The organism is Pandoraea pneumonica, from assembly GCF_049918595.1.
GTDB lineage: Bacteria > Pseudomonadota > Gammaproteobacteria > Burkholderiales > Burkholderiaceae > Pandoraea > Pandoraea pneumonica_A.
On sequence record NZ_JBNCRZ010000003.1, the window covers coordinates 110,692 to 137,318 of the forward strand.

The 26,627-nt window shown below is 61.8% G+C and carries 25 protein-coding genes; 12 read left to right on the top strand and 13 right to left on the bottom strand.

Annotated features, from left to right (window positions below):
- Positions 1-50: 50 nt before the first annotated feature.
- Entirely contained in the window at positions 51-2,678 is a 2,628-nt protein-coding gene (gene clpB, locus ACPWR9_RS13010; protein ID WP_426298211.1) for an ATP-dependent chaperone ClpB, read from the bottom strand.
- Between the two features lie 221 nt (positions 2,679-2,899).
- On the opposite strand from clpB, the gene ACPWR9_RS13015 reads away from it, so the two are divergent.
- Positions 2,900-3,484, top strand: coding sequence for a group III truncated hemoglobin (locus ACPWR9_RS13015; RefSeq protein ID WP_426298213.1), 585 nt, complete (start codon positions 2,900-2,902; stop codon positions 3,482-3,484).
- Positions 3,485-3,529: 45 nt separating this feature from the next.
- Here ACPWR9_RS13015 and moaE read toward each other — a convergent pair whose 3' ends face one another.
- From moaE to ACPWR9_RS13045, 6 genes are read right to left on the bottom strand one after another with little or no spacing between them, the layout of a single operon-like run.
- Positions 3,530-4,030 carry a molybdopterin synthase catalytic subunit MoaE gene (moaE, locus tag ACPWR9_RS13020; RefSeq protein WP_426298215.1) on the bottom strand — a complete coding sequence of 167 codons (501 nt, stop codon included), beginning with the start codon at positions 4,028-4,030 and terminating at the stop codon, positions 3,530-3,532.
- A 57-nt stretch (positions 4,031-4,087) separates the two neighbouring features.
- Entirely contained in the window at positions 4,088-4,345 is a 258-nt protein-coding gene (gene moaD / locus ACPWR9_RS13025) for a molybdopterin converting factor subunit 1 (RefSeq protein WP_426298217.1), read from the bottom strand.
- Positions 4,346-4,389: 44 nt separating this feature from the next.
- Complete coding sequence (glp, locus tag ACPWR9_RS13030) at positions 4,390-5,616, bottom strand: gephyrin-like molybdotransferase Glp (protein WP_426298219.1); 1,227 nt, start codon at positions 5,614-5,616, stop codon at positions 4,390-4,392.
- A 6-nt stretch (positions 5,617-5,622) separates the two neighbouring features.
- Complete coding sequence (thrC, locus tag ACPWR9_RS13035) at positions 5,623-7,086, bottom strand: threonine synthase (protein WP_426298221.1); 1,464 nt, start codon at positions 7,084-7,086, stop codon at positions 5,623-5,625.
- A gap of 55 nt (positions 7,087-7,141) precedes the next feature.
- Positions 7,142-8,452: a homoserine dehydrogenase gene (locus ACPWR9_RS13040; RefSeq protein ID WP_426298223.1), complete on the bottom strand. Its 1,311-nt coding sequence runs from the start codon at positions 8,450-8,452 to the stop codon at positions 7,142-7,144.
- Between the two features lie 37 nt (positions 8,453-8,489).
- The gene (locus ACPWR9_RS13045) at positions 8,490-9,716 is read right to left on the bottom strand and encodes a pyridoxal phosphate-dependent aminotransferase (RefSeq protein WP_426298225.1); all 1,227 of its coding nucleotides are present in this window, start codon (positions 9,714-9,716) and stop codon (positions 8,490-8,492) included.
- A gap of 362 nt (positions 9,717-10,078) precedes the next feature.
- On the opposite strand from ACPWR9_RS13045, the gene ACPWR9_RS13050 reads away from it, so the two are divergent.
- From ACPWR9_RS13050 to ACPWR9_RS13100, 11 genes are all read left to right on the top strand, one after another.
- Positions 10,079-10,465, top strand: a complete 387-nt coding sequence (locus tag ACPWR9_RS13050) for an Mth938-like domain-containing protein (RefSeq protein WP_426298227.1) — start codon at positions 10,079-10,081, stop codon at positions 10,463-10,465.
- 47 nt (positions 10,466-10,512) lie between these two features.
- Positions 10,513-12,225 carry a glycosyltransferase family 39 protein gene (locus ACPWR9_RS13055; protein WP_426299340.1) on the top strand — a complete coding sequence of 571 codons (1,713 nt, stop codon included), beginning with the start codon at positions 10,513-10,515 and terminating at the stop codon, positions 12,223-12,225.
- Positions 12,226-12,481: 256 nt separating this feature from the next.
- Positions 12,482-12,853: an SMR family transporter gene (locus tag ACPWR9_RS13060; RefSeq protein WP_426298229.1), complete on the top strand. Its 372-nt coding sequence runs from the start codon at positions 12,482-12,484 to the stop codon at positions 12,851-12,853.
- Between the two features lie 36 nt (positions 12,854-12,889).
- On the top strand, positions 12,890-14,056 hold the full coding sequence (locus ACPWR9_RS13065; RefSeq protein WP_426298231.1) for a DegT/DnrJ/EryC1/StrS family aminotransferase: 1,167 nt from the start codon (positions 12,890-12,892) through the stop codon (positions 14,054-14,056).
- Positions 14,053-15,132 (top strand): glycosyltransferase, encoded by a 1,080-nt coding sequence (locus tag ACPWR9_RS13070; protein ID WP_426298233.1) that lies wholly within the window; start codon positions 14,053-14,055, stop codon positions 15,130-15,132. The genes ACPWR9_RS13065 and ACPWR9_RS13070 overlap by 4 nt, the downstream gene beginning before the upstream one ends.
- A gap of 16 nt (positions 15,133-15,148) precedes the next feature.
- A complete protein-coding gene (locus ACPWR9_RS13075; RefSeq protein ID WP_426298235.1) occupies positions 15,149-16,054 on the top strand; it encodes a formyltransferase in 906 nt (301 codons plus the stop codon).
- Between the two features lie 7 nt (positions 16,055-16,061).
- Positions 16,062-17,105 (top strand): bifunctional UDP-4-keto-pentose/UDP-xylose synthase, encoded by a 1,044-nt coding sequence (locus ACPWR9_RS13080; protein ID WP_426298237.1) that lies wholly within the window; start codon positions 16,062-16,064, stop codon positions 17,103-17,105.
- Between the two features lie 166 nt (positions 17,106-17,271).
- Positions 17,272-18,177, top strand: a complete 906-nt coding sequence (locus ACPWR9_RS13085; RefSeq protein WP_426298239.1) for a polysaccharide deacetylase family protein — start codon at positions 17,272-17,274, stop codon at positions 18,175-18,177.
- A 54-nt stretch (positions 18,178-18,231) separates the two neighbouring features.
- Positions 18,232-18,693, top strand: coding sequence for a peroxiredoxin (locus ACPWR9_RS13090; RefSeq protein WP_426298241.1), 462 nt, complete (start codon positions 18,232-18,234; stop codon positions 18,691-18,693).
- A gap of 343 nt (positions 18,694-19,036) precedes the next feature.
- Complete coding sequence (locus ACPWR9_RS13095) at positions 19,037-20,773, top strand: PhoH family protein (RefSeq protein ID WP_426298243.1); 1,737 nt, start codon at positions 19,037-19,039, stop codon at positions 20,771-20,773.
- A 206-nt stretch (positions 20,774-20,979) separates the two neighbouring features.
- The gene (locus ACPWR9_RS13100; RefSeq protein WP_426298245.1) at positions 20,980-21,801 is read left to right on the top strand and encodes an NlpC/P60 family protein; all 822 of its coding nucleotides are present in this window, start codon (positions 20,980-20,982) and stop codon (positions 21,799-21,801) included.
- 316 nt (positions 21,802-22,117) lie between these two features.
- Here the strand turns inward: ACPWR9_RS13100 and ACPWR9_RS13105 are convergent, their stop codons facing one another.
- The 6 genes from ACPWR9_RS13105 to priB form a co-directional block, all read right to left on the bottom strand.
- Complete coding sequence (locus tag ACPWR9_RS13105; protein ID WP_150678489.1) at positions 22,118-23,128, bottom strand: inorganic phosphate transporter; 1,011 nt, start codon at positions 23,126-23,128, stop codon at positions 22,118-22,120.
- 13 nt (positions 23,129-23,141) lie between these two features.
- Positions 23,142-23,768 carry a DUF47 domain-containing protein gene (locus ACPWR9_RS13110; protein ID WP_150678490.1) on the bottom strand — a complete coding sequence of 209 codons (627 nt, stop codon included), beginning with the start codon at positions 23,766-23,768 and terminating at the stop codon, positions 23,142-23,144.
- Positions 23,769-23,881: 113 nt separating this feature from the next.
- Entirely contained in the window at positions 23,882-25,249 is a 1,368-nt protein-coding gene (locus ACPWR9_RS13115; protein ID WP_150678491.1) for a replicative DNA helicase, read from the bottom strand.
- 278 nt (positions 25,250-25,527) lie between these two features.
- Positions 25,528-25,980 (bottom strand): 50S ribosomal protein L9, encoded by a 453-nt coding sequence (rplI, locus tag ACPWR9_RS13120; protein WP_426298247.1) that lies wholly within the window; start codon positions 25,978-25,980, stop codon positions 25,528-25,530.
- A 27-nt stretch (positions 25,981-26,007) separates the two neighbouring features.
- A complete protein-coding gene (gene rpsR, locus ACPWR9_RS13125; RefSeq protein WP_010803800.1) occupies positions 26,008-26,289 on the bottom strand; it encodes a 30S ribosomal protein S18 in 282 nt (93 codons plus the stop codon).
- 2 nt (positions 26,290-26,291) lie between these two features.
- Positions 26,292-26,594, bottom strand: a complete 303-nt coding sequence (priB, locus tag ACPWR9_RS13130; RefSeq protein WP_426298249.1) for a primosomal replication protein N — start codon at positions 26,592-26,594, stop codon at positions 26,292-26,294.
- Positions 26,595-26,627 lie beyond the last annotated feature (33 nt).

The following is a 26,627-nucleotide window of genomic DNA, read 5'->3' on the forward strand; positions in this document are numbered from 1 at the left end:
GCGCTTTGCTACCTGCCGGGGCCAACCCGCCGCCCCGCGAAACCTGCGACTTATTCCGCCGCGGCTTCCGTTTCCTTGCTCACCTGCGAGGACGTTGCCCCATCGAAGGTAAACCGCCCGTTGTGCCAATCGACCGGAATCGTGTCCTTCGGCCCGAACTTGCCCGCCAGCACCAGCTTGGCGACCGGGTTCTCGATCTCCTGCTGGATCGCCCGCTTGAGCGGCCGTGCCCCGAACACCGGGTCGAAGCCCTCGCGCGCCACGTGCATCAACGCGGCCTTGGTGACATCGAGCTGCATGTCGAGCTTGGCCAGACGCTGGCGCAGGATCTCGATCTGAATCGACGCGATCGACTCGATATGCTTCTGATCGAGCCCGTGGAACACCACGACTTCGTCGATCCGGTTCAGGAACTCCGGACGGAAGTGTTCCTTGATCTCGGTCCACACCGCATCCTTGATGCGATCCTGCGGCTCGCCGACCATCGACTGAATCATCGACGACCCAAGGTTCGACGTCATCACGATCACGGTGTTCTTGAAGTCCACCGTGCGGCCTTGACCATCGGTCATGCGGCCATCGTCGAGCACTTGCAGCAGCACGTTGAAGACATCCGGGTGTGCCTTCTCGACTTCGTCGAGCAGGATCACGCTGTACGGCTTGCGACGCACGGCCTCGGTCAGATAACCGCCTTCCTCATACCCCACGTAACCCGGCGGCGCGCCGATTAGACGGGCCACGCTGTGCTTCTCCATGAACTCGCTCATGTCGATACGGATCAAGTGATCTTCCGAATCGAACAGGAACATCGCGAGCGCCTTGCACAGCTCGGTCTTGCCCACGCCGGTCGGGCCGAGGAACAGGAACGAACCATACGGACGGTTCGGATCGGCCAGCCCCGCACGCGAGCGGCGGATGGCATCGGCCACAGCGGTAATCGCCTCGTCCTGCCCCACCACGCGCTCGTGCAGCTTGGCTTCCATGTTGAGCAGCTTTTCGCGCTCGCCCTGCATCATCTTCGAGACCGGAATGCCGGTAGCACGCGAAATCACTTCCGCGATTTCTTCCGTGCCCACTTGCGTTCGCAACAGGCGCGGGTGCGCTTGCTGTCCCGCCGCTTCGGCAGCCGCCGCATCTTTCAACTGCGCTTCGAGTTGCGGCAACTTGCCGTATTGCAACTCCGCCACCTTGTCGAGCTTGCCTTCGCGTTGCAGCTTGGCAATCTCGGCGCGCACACGGTCGATCTCTTCCTTGACCTGCGCGCTGCCCTGCACGGCGGCTTTCTCGGCCGTCCAGATTTCTTCCAGGTCGGCGTACTCGCGCTCCAGACGCGAGATCTCTTCTTCGATCAGCGCCAGACGCTTTTGCGATGCTTCGTCGGTCTCTTTCTTGATGGCTTCGCGTTCGATCTTCAACTGAATCAGTCGACGGTCGAGCTTGTCCATCACTTCCGGCTTCGAGTCGATTTCCATCTTGATCTTCGACGCGGCTTCATCGATCAGGTCGATGGCCTTGTCCGGCAGGAAGCGATCGGTGATGTAGCGCTGGCTCAGTTCAGCCGCCGCGACAATCGCCGGGTCGGTAATTTCCACACCGTGGTGCAGTTCGTACTTTTCCTGCAAACCGCGCAGGATAGCGATAGTCGCCTCGACGCTCGGCTCTTCAACCAGCACCTTCTGGAAACGGCGCTCCAGAGCGGCGTCTTTCTCGATGTACTTGCGATATTCGTCGAGCGTGGTCGCGCCGATGCAATGCAACTCGCCACGGGCGAGCGCCGGCTTGAGCATGTTGCCCGCGTCCATCGCGCCTTCGGCCTTGCCTGCACCGACCATCGTGTGAATTTCGTCGATGAACAGAATCGTGCGGCCTTCGTCCTTGGCGATATCGTTCAGTACGCCTTTCAGACGCTCTTCGAATTCGCCACGGAATTTCGCACCGGCGAGCAGCCCCGCCATGTCGAGTGCAAGCACGCGCTTGTTCTTGAGCGACTCGGGCACTTCGCCGTTGACGATACGTTGCGCGAGACCTTCCACAATGGCGGTCTTGCCCACGCCCGGCTCGCCGATGAGCACCGGGTTGTTCTTCGTGCGGCGTTGCAGAATCTGGATCGTGCGACGAATTTCGTCGTCGCGACCGATCACCGGATCGAGCTTGCCGAGCGCGGCGCGCTCCGTCAGATCGAGCGTGTATTTCTTGAGGGCTTCACGTTGGCTCTCGGCATCTTGGCTATTGACCGACTCGCCGCCACGTACGCCGACAATCGCGGCTTCCAGCGCTTTGCGCGTGAGGCCACGGGCGCGGGCGATCTTGCCCGTCTCGCCTTTATCGTCGGCCAGTGCCAGCAGGAACATTTCGCTGGCGATGTAGCTGTCGCCATGCTTTTGCGCTTCCTTGTCGGCCTGATTGAGCAGGCCCGCGAGTTCGCGGCTGACCTGCACGTTACCGTCGGTGCCTTGCACCTGCGGCAGCTTCGAGAGGGCCGTCTCGATGTCGTGGCCCAACGGCTGAACCTGCACGCCCGCGCGTTGCAGCAGCGAGCGTGCAGCGCCTTCGGGTTGTGCGATGAGCGCTGCCAGCAAGTGCAGCGGCTCGATATATTGCTGGTCGCGACCGACGGCCATGCTTTGGGCATCAGCCAGCGCTTCCAGGAACTGCGTGGTGAATTTGTCTTGTCGCATCGGGTGCTCCGGTAAGAAAACTTTCTGGATCGGATGTGCGGACAATCCCCTAAGGTTTCAAGGGCATTTGCGCTTAATGGTTGACATTTCGCGCGAGGCCGTGAGGCGGCCGGAGGTACGGGGGAAATGCGGCTGTCGAACGATGGTTGGCACGATGGATAGCAGACCCAGGACGCGCCCGACGTTGAGGGTCATAATAGCTATTTTTAGCACGCCGCACCATGAGTCAACGCCACCGCCAGACGCCCGGAATACCGAAAGGACATCGTGCCGATCACGCGGCATCGGGCGGCCCGTCTGCGCCCGGCATGGCCGCCGATATTGCACTGGAAAATCGTCTCGGCGCCATCACCGAATTGCCGGTCAAACGCTTCGCGCAAGTGGACGAAGCGGCCGTGCAACTGCTGGTTCACACGTTCTACGGACGCATTCGCGACGACGATCTGCTCGGCCCGGTATTTCGACAGGCGCTTGAAGGCCGCTGGGACCTGCACCTCGACAAGATGGTCGCGTTCTGGAGCAGCATCGTGCTCGGTGCCAAGCGTTATCGCGGCAATGTGACGCAGGCGCATCAGCCCTTCGGCCACCTCACCGGCGAACACTTCAGCCGCTGGCTGGTGCTCTTCTTCGATACGCTCGATACCCTCTTCGAACCGGAAGCAGCCTTCGCCTTCGCGGAACCCGCGATTCGGATCGCGGAGAGCCTGCAACTGAACTTGTTCGGATGGGAGTACGCGTTGCCACCGGCGCAGCGCGCGTTGCTGGAAAGCGTGAAGCGAGCACGGCCTGCACGGCCGCACGATTGAGACATCGGCAAAATTAGCTGGATTTCGCCGAAGTTTGATGAATATTTAGGCGGTTTTGCCGGATTTGACCGACGTATTCGGCGCATCAGCTTGATCGACAGCCCAACGCTCACGCGCCGCCGTATCGGTCTCGCGCGCATCGACCCAGCGCTCGCCTTGCGGGGTCGTTTCCTTCTTCCAGAACGGCGCTTCGGTCTTCAGGTAGTCCATGATGAATTCGCACGCCGCGAACGCATCGCCCCGATGCGCCGAAGTCACCGCCACCAGTACGATCTGATCGCCCGGCCCCAAGTCGCCATAGCGATGAATGACCAGCGCGTCGAATAGGCGCCACCGCTCGCTCGCCTGCGCCACGATGCTTTCCAGCGCCTTTTCCGTCATGCCTGGATAGTGCTCGAGCGTCATGCGCGAGACATCCTTGCCATCGTTCAGATCGCGCACGGTACCCACGAAGCTCGCGACCGCCCCCACGCGCAGGTCGCCCTCACGCAGCTGGCGAATTTCGGTCGACAGGTCGAAATCTTCGGTCTGAACGCGAATCGGCATACTCGGCTCTCGATAAGTCTGGCGGCGTTGGGTTGCGTCTGGTGCAGCGGCGGGCGATCAGCCGCCCGTCACTGGCGGGAAGAAGGCGACTTCGCAGCCATCGGTTAGGCGCGTGGACGCTGGCACCATCGTGTGATTCAGCGCCATGCGCAGCAGGCGCTGCTCACCCAGCGTCTCGGCCCAGAGCGGCCCGCGTGTGCACAGCCACTGGCGCACGTCTCCCACCGTGGTAACCCCGTTGGGCACTTCCACGTGTTCCTCGGCCACCTTGAGGGCCTCGCGAACGCTGGCGAAAAAGCGAAGATCGATCTGCATAGCGGGTAGTGCCTGCCGCGCGTTTGGCACAGCAAGCCTGTCTCTCAATATAGAAGGTCGGAAAACGGCAGGAACGCCACCGTCTGCCCCGCCTCGATGCGATGCCCGGGCGGGTTGTCGATCAGGCCATCGCCCCAGACCGTCGACGTCAGCACCGCCGAACTTTGGTTCGGGAACGCCTCCAGACCGCCGTTGGCATTCAGGCGCGCACGCACGAACTCGTTGCGACGGTCGGCCTTCGTCTGGGTGAAGTCGGCACGCATGGCGATACGGCGCGGCGTCACGTCCTGCACGCCTTGCAAGCGCAGGATGAACGGACGCACGAACAGCAGGAACGTGACGAAGCTCGACACCGGGTTGCCCGGCAGGCCGATGAAATGCGCAGCGTCTCCCGCGATGGCGCTGTTGGCGGCGCGATTGACCTCGCCATAAGCGAGCGGCTTGCCCGGCTTCAGGGCGATCTGCCAGAGGTTCAGACGGCCTTCCGCTTCCACGGCGGGTTTGACGTGATCTTCTTCGCCCACGGACACTCCGCCCGACGTGATGATCAGGTCGTTGCCGCGCGCGGCGTCGCGCAAAATGGCGCGCGTGGCGGCCAGATTGTCGGGCACGATGCCATAGTCAGTCATCTCGCAGCCAAGGTTTTCCAGCAAGCTGCGCAAGACGAAGCGGTTGGAGTTGTAGATGCTCCCGGCGCGCAACGTCTCGCCCGGCATCGTCAACTCGTCGCCCGTGAAGAACACGGCCACGCGCAGGCGGCGTGCCACCTGAAGCTTCGCGATACCGACCGATGCTGCCAGCCCCAGTGACTGCGCCCGCAGACGCGTGCCTGCGGCCAGCACGACGCTATCGCGGCGAATATCGGCACCTTGCCGGTTGATGAACTCGCTATCCGCGGGCGCGTGACGAATCACCACCGTGCCATCGTCGCGCGCTTCGCACTGCTCTTGCATCACGATGACATCGGCGCCCGCAGGCACCGGTGCGCCGGTAAAAATGCGGGCGGCGGTGCCAGCGGCCAGCGGTTCCGGTGCATGGCCTGCCGGAATGCGTTGCGAGACCGGCAACGTGGTCTCGGCCCCCGTCAGGTCGGCGCGGCGAACGGCATAACCGTCCATCGCGCTGGTGTCCATCGGCGGCACGTCGAGCGTGGCGATCACGTCAGCCGCCAGCACGCGGCCGTTGGCGGCGAGCGTGTCGACGGTTTCCGTTTGCCCGAGCGGACGGGCGGCCGCCAGAACGGCGTCAAGCGCTTCTTGTGTACTCAGCATGGCGGGTTACAGGCCGGTATGTTCCGCAATATAGGCCTTCACGCGGGCGACGTCGTTCTTCACCGTCTCCACACGCTGCGGCAGCGATTCGAGCTGCTCGAAACCTGCCGGACGCGGCGGTTCCCGATGCAGTGCTTCGCGAATCGTCTCGGCGAACTTGGCCGGTTGAGCCGTCTCGAGCACCACCATCGGCACGCCCGGTTCCAGTGCCTCGCGCGCCACCTTCACGCCGTCGGCCGTATGGGTGTCGATCACCACGTCGTAGCGCTTGGCCACGTCCTGGATGGTCGCCACGCGGTCGGCATGGGTGCTGCGGCCCGACACGAAGCCGAACTGCGCCACGCGTGCAAACGCGTCGGTGCCCGAGAGGTCGAAACCGCCCTGCTCCACCTTGGCGAGCAGCGCCGCCGTGGCCGGCGCATCGCGGCCGAGCAAATCGAACAGGAAGCGCTCGAAATTCGACGCCTTCGAGATGTCCATGCTCGGGCTGCTGGTGTGGAACGTCTCGGCCGACTTGCGCACACGGTAGTTGCCGGTGCGGAAGAATTCGTCGAGCACGTCGTTTTCGTTGGTCGCCACGACGAGCTTGCGAATCGGCAGGCCCATCATGCGCGCGATGTGACCCGCGCAGACGTTGCCGAAGTTGCCCGACGGCACGGTGAACGACACTTCGCCGTCCTGGCCCGACTTGCCGCCCGTGGCCGCGAAGTAGCCCTTGAAGTAGTAGACGACCTGCGCCACGACGCGGGCCCAGTTGATCGAATTGACCGTACCGATCTTGTAGCGCGCCTTGTACGCGTGATCGTTCGACACTGCCTTGACGATGTCCTGACAGTCGTCGAACACGCCTTCGACCGCGAGGTTGAAGATGTTCGGATCTTGCAGGCTGTACATCTGCGCCGTCTGGAACGCGCTCATCTTGCCCGCCGGAGAGAGCATGAAGACACGAATACCTTCCTTGCCGCGCATGGCGTATTCGGCGGCACTGCCGGTGTCGCCCGACGTTGCACCCAGAATGTTCAGCGCGTCGCCGTGCTGCGCCAGCGCGTACTCGAACAAGTTGCCAAGCAGTTGCATGGCCATGTCCTTGAACGCGAGCGTCGGACCGTTGGAGAGCGCCAGCAGCGAGAGTTGCGTGCCGTTCTCTTCACCCAGCGGCAGCAGCGGCGTGATCTCGGCCGCGTCTTCGCCCGGGCGCACGTTGCGGTACACCTCGGCGGTGTAGGTGCGGCGCGTCAGGTCGGTCAGCACTTCGACCGGGATGTCGCCGGCAAACTTGGCCAGCACTTTGGCGGCCAGGTCGGCGTACGACAGTTGGCGCCAGGCGCGCAGTTCGTCTGCCGTGACTTGCGGATATTCCGTGGGCAGATAGAGGCCGCCGTCCGGCGCCAGCCCGCCCAGCAGAATGCTGGAAAACGATTGCGGCTCGCCCGAAGTCAGGCCCGCGCCGCGCGTGGAGATGTATTTCATGTCAGTCGTTGTCCTGTGCGGTGTCCAGTGGTGTTGTGTCGCTTGCGAGCGACGCTCAGCTCAGCGACTCCATACGGATACGCGTGACCTTCGAGAGCACGGTGCCCATCGCTTCGATCTTCGCGATGGCAGCGTTGATGTGCTTCTCTTGCGTCACATGCGTCAGGATGATGATGTCGGTCTGGTGTTCGCCCTCGCGCGATTCCTTTTGCAGCAGCGCGTCGATCGAGATATCCAGATCCGCCAGAATGCGCGTGAGTTCGGCCATCACACCGGCACGATCGACCACGCGCAGGCGCAGGTAGTAGCTGGTGGTGACTTCGTCGATCGGCAACACCGGCGTGTTCGACAGCGCATCGTGCTGGAACGCCAGATGCGGCACGCGATGCTCCGGGTCGGCCGTTTGCAGACGCGTCACGTCGACGATATCGGCCACCACGGCCGAGGCGGTCGGCTCAGCGCCCGCACCCTTGCCGTAATACAGCGTGGCGCCCACGGCGTCGCCCTGCACCAGCACGGCGTTCATCGCACCTTCCACGTTGGCGATCAGGCGCTTGCCCGGAATCAGCGTCGGATGCACGCGCAGTTCGATACCGGCTTCCGTGCGGCGCGTAATGCCGAGCAGCTTGATGCGATAACCAAGTTCTTCTGCGTACTTGATGTCGATGGCAGCCAGCTTGGTGATGCCTTCGATGTAGGCGCGGTCGAACTGCACCGGCACGCCGAATGCGATGGCGCTCATCAGCGTGAGCTTGTGCGCGGCGTCCACACCTTCGATATCGAACGTCGGATCGGCTTCTGCATAGCCCAGACGCTGGGCGTCGGCCAATGCCACGTCGAAGTCGATGCCCTTGTCGCGCATCTCCGAGAGGATGAAGTTCGTGGTGCCGTTGATGATGCCGGCCACCCACTGGATGCGGTTGGCTGACAGGCCTTCGCGCAGTGCCTTGATGATCGGAATGCCACCGGCGACGGCGGCTTCGAACGCGACCATCACGTTGGCTTTGCGTGCGGCGGCGAAAATTTCGTTGCCGTAGACCGCAAGCAGCGCCTTGTTGGCCGTGACCACGTGCTTGCCGTTCTCGATCGCCTTGAGCACCAGTTCCTTGGTGAGGTCGTACCCGCCGATGGTCTCGACGACCACGTCGATGGCCGGATCGTTGACCACTTCGAACGGATCGCCCGTCACAACCGCTGCGTTACCCACGAGCCCCTTGGCACGTTCGACGTTGCGCACGGCGATCTTTGTGATCTCGATGCCCCGGCCCGCGCGCCGTTGAATTTCTTCCTGGTTACGAGCCAGTACCTGGAAGGCGCCGTAGCCTACCGTGCCAAGGCCGAGCAGGCCCAATTTGATCGGTTTCATGCAAATTTACTCAAAAGTCGAAATCGGTTGGCGCGCATCACTTGCCGTGGCGACGGCGATAACCGTCCAGGAAGCGGGCAATGCGACTGATGGCGTCTTCCAGGTCGCCCTCGTGAGGCAGGAACACTACGCGGAAATGGTCGGGATGCATCCAGTTGAAGCCACTGCCCTGCACCAGCAGGACCTTTTCTTCGAGCAGCAACTGGAGGATGAACTCCTGATCGTTGGCGATGGGGTACACCGCCGGATCGAGGCGCGGGAACAGATACAGCGCCGCCTTGGGCTTCACGCAGGTCACACCGGGAATGGCGGTGAGCATGCGGTGGGCGATTTCGCGCTGCTCGTACAGGCGGCCGCCCGGCACGATCAGGTCTTTGATGCTTTGATAGCCGCCTAGCGCCGTCTGAATGGCGTACTGGCCCGGCACGTTCGGGCACAGGCGCATCGACGCGAGGATGTTGAGCCCCTCGATGTAGTCGCGCGCCGGACGCTTGTCGCCGGACACGATCATCCAGCCCGCGCGGTAACCGCACGCGCGATAGCTCTTCGACAGGCCGTTGAACGTAATGGTGAGGACGTCTTCCGAGAGAGACGCCAGCGAGGTGTGTTCTGCGCCGTCGTAGATGATCTTGTCGTAGATCTCGTCGGCGTAGATGATCAGCTTGTGCTCGCGCGCCAGAGCGACGATTTCTTTGAGTACTTCGTCGGTATAGAGCGCGCCGGTCGGATTGTTCGGGTTGATGACGACGATCGCGCGCGTGTTCGGCGTGATCTTCTTGCGAATGTCGGCCAGATCCGGCTGCCAGTCGGCTTGCTCGTCGCAGACATAGTGCACGGGCGTGCCGCCGGACAGACTCACAGCAGCCGTCCACAGCGGATAGTCGGGCGCGGGCACCAGCACTTCGTCGCCGTCGTTGAGCAGCGCCTGCATGGCCATGACGATGAGCTCCGACGCCCCGTTGCCGAGGTAGATGTCGTCGAGCTGCACATCCTTGATGGCCTTTTGCTGGGCGTAATGCATGATCGCCTTGCGGGCCGCGAAGACGCCGCGCGAATCGGAGTAACCGGCCGAGTTCGGCAGGTTGCGGATCATGTCCTGCACGATCTCGTCGGGCGGCTCGAAACCGAACGGCGCCAGATTGCCGATGTTCAGCTTGATGATGCGATGACCTTCGTCTTCCATGCGCTTGGCATGTTCAAGCACGGGCCCACGAATGTCGTAGCAGACATTCTGCAATTTCTGCGATTTGAGGATCGGTTTCACGGCGGTCGTTATTCTTGACGAGCGGCTGGCAGGCCGGCATCGGGCGCAACGCTGGGACCGCAGGCGGGATTTGAGCGGACCGGCGATCCTCGGGCAAAATGCCCGATGTCTCCGGTTCCGGTGTCGCAAATGCCGCACTGCAACGGTTTGCCGTGCTGCGTACGGCAAAAAGCTATAATTTAGCCAATTATGACAGAGTTCGGCAATGCATCATTGACGGTTTCCGCTACGCGAGGCAAGATGCCCGACCGCGCCGCGCGCTCCCTATGCGCTCCATACATCGGGCGAGCCGCTGCCGCTCTGTTTTCATTGCACCGCTATCCCGTCTCCATCCGACTCGATCCGGTAGGGAATCTCCGAAAGTGAAACTGCACCAAGACCCCTCGCAAGCCTTGAACACGGTGACCGGCTACGGACCCGGCTACATCGAAATCAATAAGACGCGCTTCAACCACAGCGTGATCGTCGCGCCCGAGGGCGAGATTCAGGCCTGGCCTGTTTCGACGTTCGAGACGCTCGAGCCCTCGCATTTCGAAGCCTTGCGCGCCCTCGACCCGGAAGTGGTGATTTTCGGCAGCGGCGAGCGGCTGCGCTTCGCTCACCCGCGTCTCACCGCCTCGTTGACCAGCACGCGTATCGGCGTCGATTCGATGGACACGCAAGCGGCCTGCCGCACCTACAACATTCTGATGAGCGAAGGCCGACGCGTCGTGCTGGTCGTGCTCATCGAAAACGGAACGCCTGAGTGAACCGCCGCGCCGCCGCCAACACCGCCGCCAAGAACGGAAGCGCAGGCTTGCCTGCCGCCGACGCTTCAACATCTCCCCTTCCCGCGCCTTACCCGTTATCGCCTGCCGCCTTCTGGCTGCTGCTCGTGGGCTTCGCCCTCGTGTGGTTCGGCATGCTCGACTATCGCCATCTCATCGCCAGCGACGAAGGCCGATATGCGGAAATGGCGCGCGAAATGTGGACGACGGGCGACTGGATCACGCCGCGCTACAACGGCTACAAGTATTTCGAGAAGCCGCCGCTGCAAACCTGGATGAACGCGCTGACGTTTGCGGCATTCGGTCTCGGTGAATGGCAAGCGCGCCTGTGGACGGCGTTGACCGGCTTTGCCGGCGTGCTGATGGTGGGCTTTACCGGACGACGACTGTTCAACGCACGCGTGGGCCTGTTTGCCGCCGCCGCCCTTGCGAGCGCGCCGCTGTGGGCCCTGCTCGGGCACTTCAACGTGCTGGACATGGGGCTGTCGTTCTTCATGGGTCTGTCGCTGTGCGCGCTGCTGCTCGCCCAACGCCCCGGACTGGACCGCTCGGCCGTGCGCGGCTGGATGTGGCTGTGCTGGGCGGCAATGGCGCTCGCCGTGCTCAGCAAGGGACTCGTGGGTATCGTGCTGCCGGGCGCCGTGCTGGTGCTCTACACCTTGATCGCCCGCGACTGGGCGTTGTGGCGCCGCCTGTATCTCGGCAGCGGGCTGATCGTATTCCTGATCATCGCTGCGCCGTGGTTCGTGCTAGTTCAGATGCGCAACCCCGAGTTCTTCGACTTCTTCTTCATCAACGAACACTTCCGGCGTTTCGCCGAGGAAGGCCACAATCGCGACGGCGCACTCTGGTACTTCGTCCCGGTGTTTCTCGTGGGCTTCCTGCCGTGGCTGTCGGTACTACCCGGCACCGTGCGCGCCACGTGGCGCATGCCGCGTCAGCCCAACGGCTTCGCGCCCGCCGTGCTGCTGTGGACGTGGGCCATCTTCATCTTCGTGTTCTTCAGCGTCTCGCACTCGAAGCTGATTTCGTACCTGCTGCCCATCGCCCCGGCCATGGCGCTGCTGTTCGGCCTGTATCTCGCGCAGATGCGGCGCGATGCCCTGCGACTGCATCTGGCCGGGTATGCCGTGTTTCTGATTGCTGCACTCGTCATGGTGGCGATCTTCGTCGGCCGTGCCGGCAGCGTGCGCAACCCGAACGAGTTGTACAAAGCCTTCCAGATCTGGCTCTATTTCGCATTGGGCGCCGGACTGGTCGGCACGTTACTCGCCTGGCGCATGGCGCGCCACAGTGCCCGCCGGGCGCTGATCATGTTCGCCACCGCCATGTTGCTGCTGACCACCATCGGCGGCATGGGCCACGAGGTGTTCGGACGGCAAAGTTCGGGGGTACTGCTGGTGCCGGCGGTGAAGGCCGAAATGCAGCGACTCGGGCCGGGCGTGCCGTTTTACTCGGTGAACGTGCTCGACCACACCATGCCGTTTTATCTCGGCACGGACATGATCATGGTGCAACACCCGGACGAGCTGGAATTCGGCGTGAAACAGGAGCCGCAGAAGTGGCTGCCGACGCTGGCCGACTTTTATACGCGCTGGCGGGCCGATCCGAAGGCACTCGCACTGGTCGATCCGGACACGTTTGCCAAGCTCGAAGCCGAGCATTTGCCGATGCGTGTCATCGCCCGTGACGCCCGGCGCGTTGTAATTAGCAAACCACAGCCGCAAGACAACGTAAAATAGCGCCTTTATCGTGCGTTTCAAGCGCCGGTTCGAATGCCGGGCGCAGCGCTCGTCAGTGTGTCGTCTGCAAGCAGAAGCCGTTGGGACGGGGTTCGCGGGGAACCCGTCCTGCAATGCAGGTCTGACACGCGACCAGAACTATCGAATTCGACAGGGGTGTTACCAAAGCGGTGCCAGGCGTGTGCGCGTCAGCGCGGCCTAAGCACCAGCCAAGGAACGCCGTCCATAATTATTCACAAACGTTCACAAACGTTCCATGAATCTCGCTACGTTTTCCCTTATTCTCACGGGCGTGCTGCTCAACGCGTGCGCCCAGTTGTTGCTCAAAGCTGGCGCCAATTCGATCGGCGCACTGGAATTCACCCGCGCGAACATCGTGCCCATCGGCATCAAGCTCGCCACGCAGGTGCCGATCATGGGCGGCCTGGTGTGCTATGCCATCAGCGTCGTCGTGTGGATTCTGGCGCTCTCGCGCGTCGAAGTCTCGATTGCCTATCCGATGCTCTCGCTCGGCTACGTGGTGAACGCGTTTGCCGCGTGGTACTTGTTCGGCGAAACCCTGTCGATGCAGCGTATGGTCGCCATCGGCATCATTCTGGTCGGTGTTTATATTCTTGCGCGCAGCTAAGCTCTGCGCCGCTTACCTGAGGCCTTGTCAAAAATCATGAGCGAATCGGCGCCCCCCCAGTCCAACCTACCGTTCCTGCCGTTCACCCGGCCGACCATCGACGACGCGACCATCGCGGGCGTCGCCGATGTGCTTCGCTCGGGCTGGATCACCTCGGGCCCGCAAGTGCAGGCCTTCGAGAAGGCATTGTCCGAATATTTCGGTGGGCGCCCCGTGCGCACGTTCAATTCGGGGACTGCCACGCTGGAGATCGGCCTGCGCATCGCCGGCGTGCAAAGCGGCGATGAAGTCATCACCACGCCGCTGTCGTGGGTAGCCACGGCTAACGTCATCCTCGAAGTGGGTGCCACACCCGTGTTCGTCGATGTCGATCCGGCCACGCGCAATATCGATCTCGACCTGCTCGAGAAGGCGATCACGCCGAAGACGCGCGCGATCATCCCCGTCTACCTCGCCGGCTTGCCGGTCGATATGGACCGCCTGTACGACATCGCTCGCCGCCACAACCTGCGCGTGATCGAAGATGCCGCGCAAGCCATGGGCTCGACGTGGCATGGCAAACGCATCGGCGCCATCGGCGATCTGGTGTCGTTCAGCTTCCATCCGAACAAGAACCTGACGTCCATCGAAGGCGGCGCCCTCGTGTTCAACAACGAGGAAGAAGCGCGTCTGGCCGAGAAGTATCGTCTGCAAGGCGTGACGCGTATCGGCATGGACGGCATGGATGTCGACGTGCTTGGCGGCAAATTCAATCTGACGGACGTGGCAGCACGCGTCGGCCTGGGTCAAATGCCGCAGCTGGCCGGATTCAATCAGCGCCGCACCGAACTGGCCCGCTTGTATTTCGACGGCCTCGCCACCGGTGCCGCCGCAACGCTGGGCCTGGGTCTTCCGCCCAAGGACTTCGAAAACTCGAACTGGCACATGTTCCAGATCGAACTGCCGCTCGATCGTCTGACGATCTCGCGCGCCGAGTTCATGGAAAAGCTCAAAGCGGCGGGCATCGGCAGCGGCGTACACTATCCCGCAATTCACCTGTTTACAATGTATCGGGCACTGGGGCATCACGAAGGGCAATATCCGCAGACGGAACGTCTGGGCCGCTCGCTCCTCACGCTGCCGCTGTTCCCTGCCATGACGAACGACGACGTCGCGCGTGTTTGCGCGGCCGTCAACGCCATTAGCGCCAATCATCAAAAATGACTCATCCACAACTCTCCGTCGTCATCCCGGTTTATAACGAAGAGGCCGGTCTCGCCGCCCTCTTCACGCGGCTTTATCCGGCGCTCGACAAACTGGGACTGGCCTACGAAGTGGTGTTCGTCAACGACGGCAGCCGCGATCGCTCGGCCGCCATTCTTGCCGAACAGTACCGCGCACGCCCGGATGTGACGCGCGTCGTGCTGTTCAACGGCAACTATGGTCAGCACATGGCCATTCTGGCGGGCTTCGAACACACGCGCGGCGAATGGGTCATCACGCTCGACGCCGACCTCCAGAATCCGCCGGAAGAAATCGGCAAGCTGGTCGCGCAACTCGCCGCCGGTCACGATTACGTGGGCACGATTCGCATGAATCGTCAGGACACGTGGTTCCGCCGCAATGCCTCGCGACTGATGAACCGTTTGCGCGAACGTATTACGCGCATTCGCATGACCGATCAGGGTTGCATGCTGCGCGGCTATAGCCGCCACATTGTTGATACGGTCAATCAGTGCCGCGAGATCAATACGTTCATCCCGGCGCTCGCTTATACGTTTGCGCAGAATCCGATCGAAGTCGACGTCGCTCACGAGGAACGCTTCGCTGGTGAGTCGAAGTACTCGCTCTATAGCCTGATTCGTCTGAACTTCGATCTGGTCACCGGCTTCTCCGTCGTGCCGCTGCAATGGCTCTCGGGCGTGGGCATTTCGCTGTCCGCCGCGTCGGGCGTCTTGTTCATCGTGCTGATGGCGCGTCGCTTCCTGTTCGGCTCGGAAGTCCAGGGCGTGTTCACGCTGTTCGCTGTCACGTTCTGCCTGCTGGGCGTGATTCTGTTCGGCATGGGACTGCTCGGCGAGTACATTGGCCGCATTTATCAGCAAGTGCGCCAACGTCCGCGCTATCTGGTGCAGGCCGTACTGCAAGAGTCGGGCCGCAATACCGGGTCGGCAGCACTGACGAACAGTGCGGCGACTGGCGCAACGGAGCTGAGCCCCAATGCGGCATCCGCCGAGGGCAACGCTCCGGCGCAGGATGTCGAATCGGGTGGCACCGCGCCTCGCGCGGGCGCACGTTAAGGGCCCCGCACACCTCATGAGTTCCAAAGCTGTTGTATTCGCGTATCACAACGTCGGCGTGCGCTGCCTGCAAGTGCTGCTCGCACGGGGCGTCGACGTCGCCCTGGTGGTGACCCATCAGGACAACCCGAACGAGAACATCTGGTTCGGCAGCGTGGCCTCGGTGGCCGCCGAACATGGCATCCCGGTCATCACGCCCGACGATCCGGCAGATCCGGCGCTTGCCGCCAAGATCGCCGACGTCGCGCCGGATTTCATCTTCTCGTTCTATTACCGCCACATGATCCCGGTGCCGGTGCTGGAGATCGCCCGCCACGGCGCGTTCAATATGCACGGCTCACTGCTGCCCAAGTACCGCGGACGCGTGCCGGTGAATTGGGCGGTTTTGAAGGGCGAAACGGAAACGGGCGCCACGTTGCACGAAATGGCGCTCAAGCCGGACGCTGGCGCGATCATCGACCAGACGTCGGTGCCGATCCTGCCAGACGACACGGCCGGGGAAGTCTTCGAGAAAGTCACGGTCGCCGCCGAGCAGACGCTCTGGCGCTGCCTGCCTGGCCTGCTGGCGGGTACCGCGCCGCGTCACGCCAACAATTTGGCCGAAGGCAGCTACTTTGGCGGTCGCAAGCCGGAAGACGGTCGTATCGACTGGACGAAGCCTGCGATCGAGGTGTACAACCTGATTCGCGCGGTCGCGCCACCGTATCCGGGGGCATTCACCGACACGGCCGGGCGCCGTTGGGTGGTCACGCGGGCTCGCCCGGCACGGGGATCCACTCCCGCCGGTTTGCCCTGCGGACTACAAGTAGTGGATAATGCGCTCCTTGGCGTTTGCGGCGACGGAAATGCCCTCGTCATTCATGAACTAATGCTGGACGGCGCGGTTGTTACGCCGGCACAGTTTTCCCAGCTCAATCACTGACCGTAATATGAAAAAAGTCCTGATTCTCGGTGTCAACGGGTTCATCGGCCACCATCTGTCGAAACGCATCCTGGAGACGACCGACTGGGAAGTTTATGGCATGGACATGCTCACAGACCGCCTCGGCGATCTGATCAACCATGAGCGCATGCACTTCTTCGAAGGCGACATCACGATCAACAAGGAATGGGTCGAGTACCACATTCGCAAGTGCGACGTGATCCTCCCGCTGGTGGCCATCGCCACGCCGGCCACGTACGTGAAGGCCCCGCTGCGCGTGTTCGAGCTCGACTTCGAAGCGAACCTGCCGATCGTGCGCTCGGCCGTAAAGTACGGCAAGCATCTGGTGTTCCCGTCGACCTCCGAGGTCTACGGCATGTGCACCGACGGTGAATTCGATCCGGAAAACTCGCCGCTGATCTACGGCCCGATCAACAAGCCGCGTTGGATCTACGCCTGCTCGAAGCAGCTCATGGATCGTGTGATCTGGGGCTACGGCATGCAGGAGGGCCTGAACTTCTCGCTGTTCCGCCCGTTCAACTGGATCGGCGCTGGCCTGGACTCGATCTACACGCCGAAGGAAGGTTCGTCGCGCGTGGTCACGCAGTTCCTGGGTCACATCGCCCGTGGCGAGAACATCAGCCTGGTCGACGGCGGCAGCCAGAAGCGCGCGTTCACGGACATCGATGACGGTATCGACGCGCTCGTGCGCATCATCGACAACAAGAACAACGTTGCCAGCGGCAAGATCTACAACATCGGCAACCCGAAGAACAACTTCTCGGTGCGCGAACTGGCCAACATGATGCTCAAGCTGGCCAGCGAATTCCCCGAGTACGCCGAGACGGCCAAGAAGGTGCAAATCGTCGAAACGTCGTCGGACGCCTACTACGGCAACGGCTACCAAGACGTACAGAATCGTGTGCCGAAGATCGAAAACACGATGCAAGAACTGGGCTGGGCACCGACCACGACGATGGACGACGCCCTGCGCAAAATCTTCGAAGCGTATCGCGGCCACGTTGCCGAAGCTCGCCGTCTGGTCGAGTAAGCTTCAGACCCGCCACCCCACGGTCGCGGGTCTCGTTGCATGAATCGCACTGCACGCCCGGTGCGCCCCCTGGCGCATCGGGCGTTTTTGACTCGGCATCTCCCGCATCCGAGGCATCTGCAAATCAGGCACGTCGCGTGCCGCGATGCCTAACAAGAGGACGGCCATGGCCAAGATTGTCCTGAAAATCGACGTCGACACCCTGCGTGGCACCCGCGAAGGCGTGCCCAACCTGCTCGCCGCGCTCGCGGAACATCAGGCGCAGGCCACCTTCCTTTTCAGCCTGGGCCCCGACCATACCGGCTGGGCACTCAAACGCGTTTTCCGCCCCGGCTTTCTGAAGAAGGTCTCGCGCACATCGGTCGTCGAACACTACGGGTTCAAAACGCTGATGTACGGCACGTTGCTGCCCGGCCCGGATATCGGCCTGCGCGCTGCGGACGTGATGCGCACCGTGCAGGCGGCAGGTCACGAGACCGGCATCCACACGTGGGACCACACGTACTGGCAAGACAACGTGCGCGGGCGCGATGCCGAATGGACGCAGCGTCAGATGTCGCAGGCCCATGCCCGCTTTGCACAGATTTTCGGCGCACCGCCCGTGACGCACGGCGCGGCAGGCTGGCAGATGAATAATCACGCGTTTCGTCAGATCGATGCCTGGGGCATGAAGTACTCGTCCGACGGACGTGGTCAAGCACCGCACTACCCGATCGTCGACGGGGTTCGCCTGAACCACGTGCAACTGCCGACGACGTTGCCGACGGTCGACGAATTGCTCGGCGTGGACGACCGGGACGCGAACGCCGTGGCGGAGCATCTGCTTGCCCTGACTCGCGATCCAGCGCAAGATCACGTGTTCACGTTGCACGCAGAACTTGAAGGCCAGAAGCTCGCTCCACTGTTCCGCCAGGTGCTGTCCGGATGGCGTCGTCAGGGGCACGATCTGGTGACCATGGGCCAGTATTACGAGTCGCTCGATCTCGCCAGCCTGCCGGCACATCCGGTGGTGTGGGGCGAAATTCAGGGCCGCTCGGGCGATTTGATTCTCGAGGGACAGGCCGCCGCCTGAACCTGCCCTTCGCTTCCCTATTCCGGCTTTGAACGGCCACCCAAGGAGACCATAGTGACGGTAGCCATCGACACCCTCGTGCCCGACTTCACCGCACCGGCCACCGGCGGCGACTTTTCCCTTAAGGCCCATCGCGGCCAGAAAGTGGTGATCTATTTCTATCCGAAAGACAACACGCCCGGCTGCACCACCGAGGGCATGAACTTTCGCGATAGCTACGCCCAGTTTCAGGCGGCCGGTGCGCAGATTATCGGCGTGTCGCGCGACAGTCTTCGCTCGCATGAAAACTTCCAGCGCAAGCTCGAACTGCCCTTCCCGCTGATCTCCGATAGCGACGAAGCCGTGTGCAAGTTGTTCGGTGTCATCAAGCTGAAAAAACTGTATGGCAAAGAACACTTAGGCATCGAGCGCAGCACCTTCGTGATCGACGAAAAAGGTGTGCTTCGACTCGAATGGCGCGGAGTGCGCGTACCCGAACACGTGAGCGAAGTGCTCGCTGCCGTGCAAGCGCTTTGAGCCCATTTTGAGCCTCCACGGAACACCGGCCGGGCGCTGACAGACAGCGTTCGGGCGGTGGGAATGTTGGCGTCCGAGCGCTATTCGCACACGTGTTGCCAAAGCACCGATTGTGCCCGCCAGTGAGGTCATTCGGCGCTATACAAGCACGGTCAGAGACGTTATAGTCGGTCGTAATGATCAAGCGCATTGAACGAGACTATTGCAGGCGTCGCCACGGCGGCGCCTTCAGCCAAGCCGCCTCTCCGGTGCGTCCGGGCAGGCGGCTTTTTTGTTGCCGGGATGTGATGTATTGCGGTCTGTCCCGGCCGAGTAGTGTTGTGTTTTCTTGAACGGGAAATCTATGCCATTGCCATCGGCGCCGACCAAACCGGGCACGCTGCTTGCCCCGGAACAATTCCCCACTCGCCTCAAACCTTCGCGCACGGAGGCCAAGAAACCGATCCCCTCATCTGAACAACACGCACTGGGCGAAGCGTCTGGTGCGGCTGGCACGACCGAATTGAAGGTCGTCCCCAACCCCTCGTCCGTGGCGCAGACTGCACCTCAGTCGCCACCCGTTGCACGTTCGCCGCGCTCGGCCCCGGCTGCCGATCCGTCCGGCGCGACCACACCGCTCAAGGCGGTGAAGTCGCCTGCCCCGGCGGGTGGCACCAAACGCGCGCGTGGGAAAGATCAGGAACCGGCCAAGCTCTTCGTGCTCGACACGAATGTGCTCATGCACGACCCGAGCAGCCTGTTCCGCTTCGAAGAGCACGACGTCTATCTGCCGATGATGACGTTGGAAGAGCTCGACAATCACAAGAAGGGCATGTCGGAAGTGGCGCGCAATGCGCGTCAGGTGAGCCGCACGCTCGACGGGTTGGTCGCCGAGAGCGGCTCGAAGTCGATGTCCGAGGGCATTCCGCTCTCTCGCCTTGGCAACAAGGATGCGACGGGCCGCCTGTACTTCCAGACCGACCTGCCCGAGCCGCCGCCGCTCGAAGGCCTGCCGCAAGGCAAGGCCGACAACCAGATTCTGGGTGTCGTGCGCGCGTTGCAGGACAAGTTCCGCGATCGTCAGGTCGTGCTGGTATCCAAAGACATCAACATGCGCGTCAAGGCGCATGCGCTCGGCTTGCCGGCGGAGGATTACTTCAACGACAAGGTGCTCGAGGACAGCGATCTGCTCTACTCGGGCGTGATGGCCCTGCCGCCGGACTTCTGGACGAAGCACGGCAAGGGCATGGAAAGCTGGCAGGACAACCGCACGGGCACCACGTTCTATCGCATCACCGGACCGTCGTGCGCGAGCTTCCTCATCAACCAGTTCGTGTATCTGGAGACGAACAACGGCGAAGCGCCGTTCTACGCTCAGGTGCGCGAGATCAACGGCAAGACGGCGCTGTTGCAGACGTTGCGCGACTACGGCCACCACAAGAACAACGTGTGGGGCATTACGGCACGCAATCGCGAGCAGAATTTCGCGCTGAATCTGCTGATGAACCCCGAAGTGGATTTCATTACGCTGCTGGGTCAGGCCGGTACCGGCAAGACGCTGCTGGCACTCGCCGCCGGTCTGGCACAGACGCTCGACGAGAAGCGCTACAACGAGATCATCATCACGCGTGCTACGGTGCCCGTCGGTGAAGATATCGGCTTCCTGCCGGGCACCGAGGAAGAGAAGATGCAGCCGTGGATGGGCGCATTCGACGACAACCTCGAAGTGCTGCAAAAGACCGATGATTCGGCCGGCGAATGGGGCCGTGCCGCCACGCAAGAATTGATTCGCTCGCGACTCAAGGTCAAGAGCATGAACTTCATGCGCGGCCGTACGTTCGTGAACAAGTTCGTCATCATCGACGAGGCGCAGAATTTGACGCCGAAGCAGATGAAGACGCTGGTCACGCGTGCAGGTCCCGGCACCAAGCTGATTTGTCTGGGCAACATCGCGCAGATCGACACGCCCTACCTGACCGAAGGCAGCTCAGGGCTGACCTACGTCGTGGATCGCTTCAAGGGCTGGGGACACAGCGGTCACGTGACCCTCGCACGCGGCGAACGCTCGCGACTGGCCGATTACGCGGCGGAAATTCTCTGACGCAGACGGCCTTTCGTTCGCCATGAAAACGGCACCTCCGGGTGCCGTTTTTTTATCGGTACGGACAACGGAAAATCGTGTGTTCATGGCGCTTGCGCGACAGAATCGTCCAAGAATCGCCCAATTTGTGACCCCGAAGCCACAAAAAGTCCGGATTCCGGCACTTTTGCCATGCATTCGCCCGGTAAGCGTCGTAAACTCGGCGCATGCGAATCCAGCGCCCCTTCCGCACCCATCGCTCCATCGCCGCAGACTCGGCATCGCCGCGTCGGTCGTGGGTGTCGTGGCGTTGCGTCACAGCGCTGAGCGTCACGCTACTCGTCGCCGCCTGCTCCTCTGGCCCGAGCGTTCGCCCGAGCAGCAATGCCAACTTTGGCAATCGTACGATGGGCCCTGAGCGCAGCGCGGGGCAAGAGGAAATCACGATCGAGGCGATGAGTCTGGTCGGCATCCCCTACCGTTACGGTGGCAATACCCCCGATTCTGGCTTCGATTGCAGCGGCTTGGTCCGCTATGTGGTCGCGCGTGCCGCTGGGGTGAATCTGCCGCGCACGACGGCCGATATGAGCAGTATCGGCACGCCGCTCGAGCGCGATGATCTCGCGTCTGGCGACCTCATCTTCTTCAATACGACGGGACGCGCCCACTCGCATGTGGGCATCTACGTCGGTCAGGGAAAATTCGTGCACGCGCCGAATACGGGCGGCACGGTGCGTCTGGAGAGCTTGTATATCCCGTATTGGGCACGCCGCATCGATGGTGTGCGGCGCGTGGCAGCCAATAAGGCTCCGGCTGGCAATACGACCTACGTGAACCGTTCGGCACCGGACACCGTGGCATCGCAAGCGCCGGTTGCCGCACCGCTGCCGGTGGTGCCGATGAATACCGCACCGAACCGGCCGCTCACGACGGCAACACCCTCGCCGCTCGACCCACAAGGCGCGTCACCAGACCGCACCGCGAACCTCACGACGCCGCCCGCTCAGGACGACGATCCCATCGCCCGTTTCGCCAACAGCTCGATGTAATCGCCGCGCGGGGAATTAGTGCAAATGCGCAAGCAGTGCCGCAGCCCCGCCGACATTAATCGCGACACCCATCAAGGTTGTCATCGGGCGAATGCGCAGCGAACGTTGGATCATCGTGGTCATGGTGGTCTCCTCAGGCATTCGATAAAACACTATGAACAAATGATAATCAATCGCAATTAACTATTGAAATTGATTGTCCCGATGACTTCGATAGCGCATCGCAATCCCAGCACCCAACAAAAAAGCGGCCGAAGCCGCTTTTTTGTTTTGCAGAAATCGATGCCGACCGCTCAGCCCGCATCGATATCCATCATCACAGAATCTGCTTACCGACCCACCAGGCGATAGCTGCGATAAACGCCGATGCCGGAATGGTCAGCACCCACGCCCAGACGATGTTGCCTGCGACACCCCAGCGCACGGCCGAGAGCTTGCGCGTGGCACCCACGCCGACGATGGCGCCGGTAATCGTGTGCGTCGTCGAGACCGGCACGCCGAGCCACGAGGCGAAGAACAGCGTGAACGCCCCGCCCGTCTCGGCACAGAAACCGCCGACCGGCTTGAGCTTCGTGATCTTCTGACCCATCGTGCGCACAATGCGCCAGCCACCGAACATGGTGCCCAGACCGATGGCCAGATAGCAGCCGACGATCACCCACAGTGGCGGTTCAGCGGCTTCCTGCGGCCACATGCCCGCGGCGATCAGCAGCATCCAGATAATGCCGATAGTCTTCTGCGCATCGTTACCGCCGTGCCCGAGGCTATACATACCGGCCGAAACCAGTTGCAAGCGACGGAACCAGCGGTCCACACGTGCGGGCGGCGTTCGGAAAAACAGCCACGACACGAGCAGCATGAAGAACGAGCCGAGCACGAAGCCCAGCAGCGGCGACACGAAGATGAATGCGACCGTTTGCAGCAAACCGCTCGCAACCAGCGAACCGGTGCCCGCCTTAGCGACTGCCGCACCGACCAGACCACCGATCAGGGCGTGCGAGGAGCTCGACGGAATGCCGTAGTACCAGGTAATAACGTTCCAGGCGATCGCCCCGACCAGCGCACCGAAGATCACGTAGTGATCGACGATCTCCGGGTGGACGGTGCCCTTGCCCACCGTCGCCGCGACTTTCAGGTGAAAGACGAACAGCGCGATGATGTTGAACATGGCGGCGAATGCCACCGCTTGGTGCGGCTTGAGGACGCCCGTCGAGACCACAGTCGCGATCGAGTTGGCGGCGTCGTGAAAGCCGTTCATGAAGTCGAACAAAAGCGCCAGCGCGATCAATAGTCCGACCAGCCAAAGGCTGATGTGCAGCGTTGCCATCAATCGTCTCCGCTCAGGCGTTTTCCAACACAATGCCTTCGATGATGTTGGCAACGTCTTCGCACTTGTCGGTCACCGACTCGAGCAATTCCGACACAGCCTTCTGCTTGATCAGCTCTTTCACGTCGGCCTCTTCGCGGAACAGCTTCGAGAGCGAGCCGCGCAACAGGCGGTCGGCTTCCGATTCCAGGCCATCGATTTCTTCGCAGAACTTCAGGATGTCGCGTGCGCGATCCATGTCATTGAGCAGCGCCACGGCGCTTTGCACGCGCTCGCAGCACTTCACGCAGATCTCGCCGAGCTGACGCGCCTCCGTGGGCACGCTCTTGATGTCGTACATCCAGACAGCGGTCGCCACGTCTTCCATCAGATCCAGGATGTCATCCATGGTGCTGATCAGCTTATGGATCTCATCGCGATCAAAAGGCGTGATGAACGTCTTGTGCATCAGGTCGATGGTCTCGTGCGTGATGCGATCCGCTTTCTTCTCGCTGTTCTGCACGGCGACGGTGCGTGACTCTGCGTTTGGCAGGTCGTTGAGCATGGCGGCAAGTTCGCGACTGCCGGCAATCATGCACTCCGCGTGCTGGTTGAACAGGTCAAAGAACTTGCCCTCGGTGGGCATGAAGCGACCGAACATTATTGGAAAACTCCGGGTATTGAGAGGGGACTGGTCGACACAAAAACGTCACATTCTACCCTGTTGCGGGCGTGCGCCACCGCACGCCTTCTCAAACAGGCAGTAATTTCGCGTCAGTATTGGGGGCCGGCCAGATTGTCGAACTTGGTATACGCACCGATAAACGCCAGACGAACCGCACCGATAGGACCATTACGCTGCTTCGCGATAATGATTTCGGCGGTGCCCTTGTCAGGGGTATCGGGGTTGTACACCTCGTCGCGATAGATAAACAGAATGATGTCGGCATCCTGTTCGATTGCACCCGATTCACGCAGGTCGGACATGACTGGGCGCTTGTTCGGGCGTTGTTCGAGACTTCGGTTGAGCTGCGAAAGCGCAATGACGGGCACGTTGAGCTCTTTGGCGAGGCCCTTGAGCGAACGCGAAATTTCGGAAATTTCGGTCGCCCGGTTCTCACCGCCGCCCGAGCCGCTCATGAGCTGCAAGTAATCGATGATGATCAGGCCGAGCTTGCCGCACTGACGGGCCAAACGTCGCGCACGCGCACGCAATTCCATCGGGTTAAGTGCAGGCGTTTCGTCGACGAACAGTTGCGTCTCGTTCATCTTCTGCATCGCGTGCGTGAGCTTCGGCCAGTCTTCATCGACCAGCTTGCCGGTACGCAAACGATGCTGATCGAGACGCCCCACCGAACCCAGCATACGCATCGCCAACTGCGTACCCGGCATTTCCATCGAGAACACCGCGACGGGCAACCCTTCTTCCACCGCGATATGCTCGCCGATGTTCATCGAGAAGGTCGTTTTACCCATCGACGGACGGCCGGCCACGATGATCAGATCGCCGCCGTTGAAACCCGAGGTCATGCGATCGAGGTCGACGAAACCGGTCGGAATACCGGTAATGTCGCTGCCGCCTTCGCGGTGATACAGCTCGTCGATGCGCTCCACCACTTGCGTGAGCAGCGGTTGCAGTTCGAGAAAGCCGGTCGCGCTACGCGAGCCCTCTTCGGCGATGGCGAAGACTTTCGCCTCGGCCTCGTCGAGCATTTGCCGCACTTCCTTGCCTTGCGGATTGAAAGCGTCCGACGCGATCTCGTCGGCCACCGTCACCAGCTTGCGCAGCACCGCACGGTCGCGCACGATTTCCGCGTAACGACGAATGTTCGCCGCGCTCGGCGTGTTCTGCGCCAGGGCATTCAGGTACGCCAAACCACCCACGTCCTCGCCTTTGCCAGCGGTCGTGAGCGATTCGAAAACGGTAATGACGTCGGCAGGACGGTCACCGGCAATGAGCCGACCGATGTGCTGATAAATCAGCCGGTGGTCATAGCGGTAGAAATCCCATTCGGAGAGGAAGTCGCCGATGCGATCCCAGGCGCCGTTATCGAGCAGCAACCCGCCGAGAACGGATTGTTCCGCCTCGATGGAGTGCGGGGGCACCTTCAGGGAGTCGAGCTGGGGATCGGGCGCGTTCATGCCGGGCATTATACCGTGGTCACGCGATCCGCCACCGTCGCGATCCTGACCGGAAAAGTCTCGCTTGCGCGACGATTTTCCCGAACGTGATTTGTCCAGCAGTTTCCCGGGAGGCAGCATAAGTCGGCGCTATTGAACGTAACGAACGTGGAAGAGAATGCGCAACCGGAAGGCGGTCGGCGGTGGGGAGGAGGCAAAACAAGCAGACATAAAAAAACGGAAGCCGGCGGACCGGCTTCCGTCTTTTACACGCGTCGGGAAGCTGACGCGAATACGACTTAGGCGTGCTCGCCCAGGACCGAGATGGTCACATCGACGACGACGTCGGTGTGCAGCGCGACCTGAACCGGGAAGTCACCCACGGTCTTCAGCGGGCCATTCGGCAGACGCACTTGCATCTTCTCGACCTTGAAACCTTGGGTACCCAGGGCTTCAGCGATGTCGAAGTTGGTGACCGAACCGAACAGACGGCCGTCAACACCAGCCTTCTGCGAGATTTGCACGGCCAGACCGCTCAGCTTTTCGCCTTCGGCTTGTGCAGCAGCCAGCTTGTCGGCGGCAGCCTTTTCCAGTTCGGCGCGGCGAACTTCGAATTCGGCGATCGCGTCCTTCGTGGCACGGCGGGCCTTCTTGTTCGGGATCAGGAAGTTACGTGCGAAACCGTCCTTGACCTTCACGATGTCGCCCAGGTTACCCAGATTGACGACCTTTTCCAGCAGAATCACTTGCATTATCTATTCTCCTTCGTCGACTGGCGATTAAGCACCGTGCAGATCGGTGTACGGCAGCAGCGCCAGGAAACGCGCGCGCTTGATAGCCGTATCGAGCTGGCGCTGGTAGTGCGCCTTGGTGCCCGTCAGGCGAGCCGGGGTGATCTTGCCGTTGTCGCCGATGAAGTCCTTCAGCGTTTCGACATCCTTGTAATCGATCTGCTCGACACCGGCAACGGTGAAGCGGCAGAACTTCTTGCGCTTGAACAGCGGGTTTTGCTGTTGACGGCGACGATCAAACTTCTTGTTTTTACCGTTAGGACGCGGCATGTTCAACAATCCTTTTCAAACTCTTGCAATGCTGTGATGTGAAACACCAGGGTTCGGCTATTGCGATGCTTCTTGGCGAGAAACCCAGCCCACTGAGCCGGCTTCTCAAGTCCCAACGCCATTACTTTGGCACTGATGGGACCGATCGCAACTGCCGGAATCGAGAACTCGACCTGGCGGGCAACGCCCGCTTCTTCGGTGGTTCCCGCATGGGCCAAGGTGACGTCGATCACGGGAAGCCCGGCTGGGGTATAGCGCAGCGTGCCGGTTTCGACAATGCTGGCTTCTAGCCGTAAGCGATTCACGCGGTCGATCTCTCCAATGGCGCCCTGATGCGT

Bases quoted from the DNA above. Each gene is read 5' to 3' on its own strand.
- clpB (WP_426298211.1), bottom strand. From the start codon at position 2,678: ATGCGACAAGACAAATTCACCACGCAGTTCCTGGAAGCGCTGGCTGAT.
- ACPWR9_RS13015 (WP_426298213.1), top strand. From the start codon at position 2,900: ATGAGTCAACGCCACCGCCAGACGCCCGGAATACCGAAAGGACATCGT.
- moaE (WP_426298215.1), bottom strand. From the start codon at position 4,030: ATGCCGATTCGCGTTCAGACCGAAGATTTCGACCTGTCGACCGAAATT.
- moaD (WP_426298217.1), bottom strand. From the start codon at position 4,345: ATGCAGATCGATCTTCGCTTTTTCGCCAGCGTTCGCGAGGCCCTCAAG.
- glp (WP_426298219.1), bottom strand. From the start codon at position 5,616: ATGCTGAGTACACAAGAAGCGCTTGACGCCGTTCTGGCGGCCGCCCGT.
- thrC (WP_426298221.1), bottom strand. From the start codon at position 7,086: ATGAAATACATCTCCACGCGCGGCGCGGGCCTGACTTCGGGCGAGCCG.
- ACPWR9_RS13040 (WP_426298223.1), bottom strand. From the start codon at position 8,452: ATGAAACCGATCAAATTGGGCCTGCTCGGCCTTGGCACGGTAGGCTAC.
- ACPWR9_RS13060 (WP_426298229.1), top strand. From the start codon at position 12,482: ATGAATCTCGCTACGTTTTCCCTTATTCTCACGGGCGTGCTGCTCAAC.
- ACPWR9_RS13065 (WP_426298231.1), top strand. From the start codon at position 12,890: ATGAGCGAATCGGCGCCCCCCCAGTCCAACCTACCGTTCCTGCCGTTC.
- ACPWR9_RS13070 (WP_426298233.1), top strand. From the start codon at position 14,053: ATGACTCATCCACAACTCTCCGTCGTCATCCCGGTTTATAACGAAGAG.
- ACPWR9_RS13075 (WP_426298235.1), top strand. From the start codon at position 15,149: ATGAGTTCCAAAGCTGTTGTATTCGCGTATCACAACGTCGGCGTGCGC.
- ACPWR9_RS13080 (WP_426298237.1), top strand. From the start codon at position 16,062: ATGAAAAAAGTCCTGATTCTCGGTGTCAACGGGTTCATCGGCCACCAT.
- ACPWR9_RS13085 (WP_426298239.1), top strand. From the start codon at position 17,272: ATGGCCAAGATTGTCCTGAAAATCGACGTCGACACCCTGCGTGGCACC.
- ACPWR9_RS13095 (WP_426298243.1), top strand. From the start codon at position 19,037: ATGCCATTGCCATCGGCGCCGACCAAACCGGGCACGCTGCTTGCCCCG.
- ACPWR9_RS13100 (WP_426298245.1), top strand. From the start codon at position 20,980: ATGCGAATCCAGCGCCCCTTCCGCACCCATCGCTCCATCGCCGCAGAC.
- ACPWR9_RS13105 (WP_150678489.1), bottom strand. From the start codon at position 23,128: ATGGCAACGCTGCACATCAGCCTTTGGCTGGTCGGACTATTGATCGCG.
- ACPWR9_RS13110 (WP_150678490.1), bottom strand. From the start codon at position 23,768: ATGTTCGGTCGCTTCATGCCCACCGAGGGCAAGTTCTTTGACCTGTTC.
- ACPWR9_RS13115 (WP_150678491.1), bottom strand. From the start codon at position 25,249: ATGAACGCGCCCGATCCCCAGCTCGACTCCCTGAAGGTGCCCCCGCAC.
- rplI (WP_426298247.1), bottom strand. From the start codon at position 25,980: ATGCAAGTGATTCTGCTGGAAAAGGTCGTCAATCTGGGTAACCTGGGC.
- rpsR (WP_010803800.1), bottom strand. From the start codon at position 26,289: ATGCCGCGTCCTAACGGTAAAAACAAGAAGTTTGATCGTCGCCGTCAA.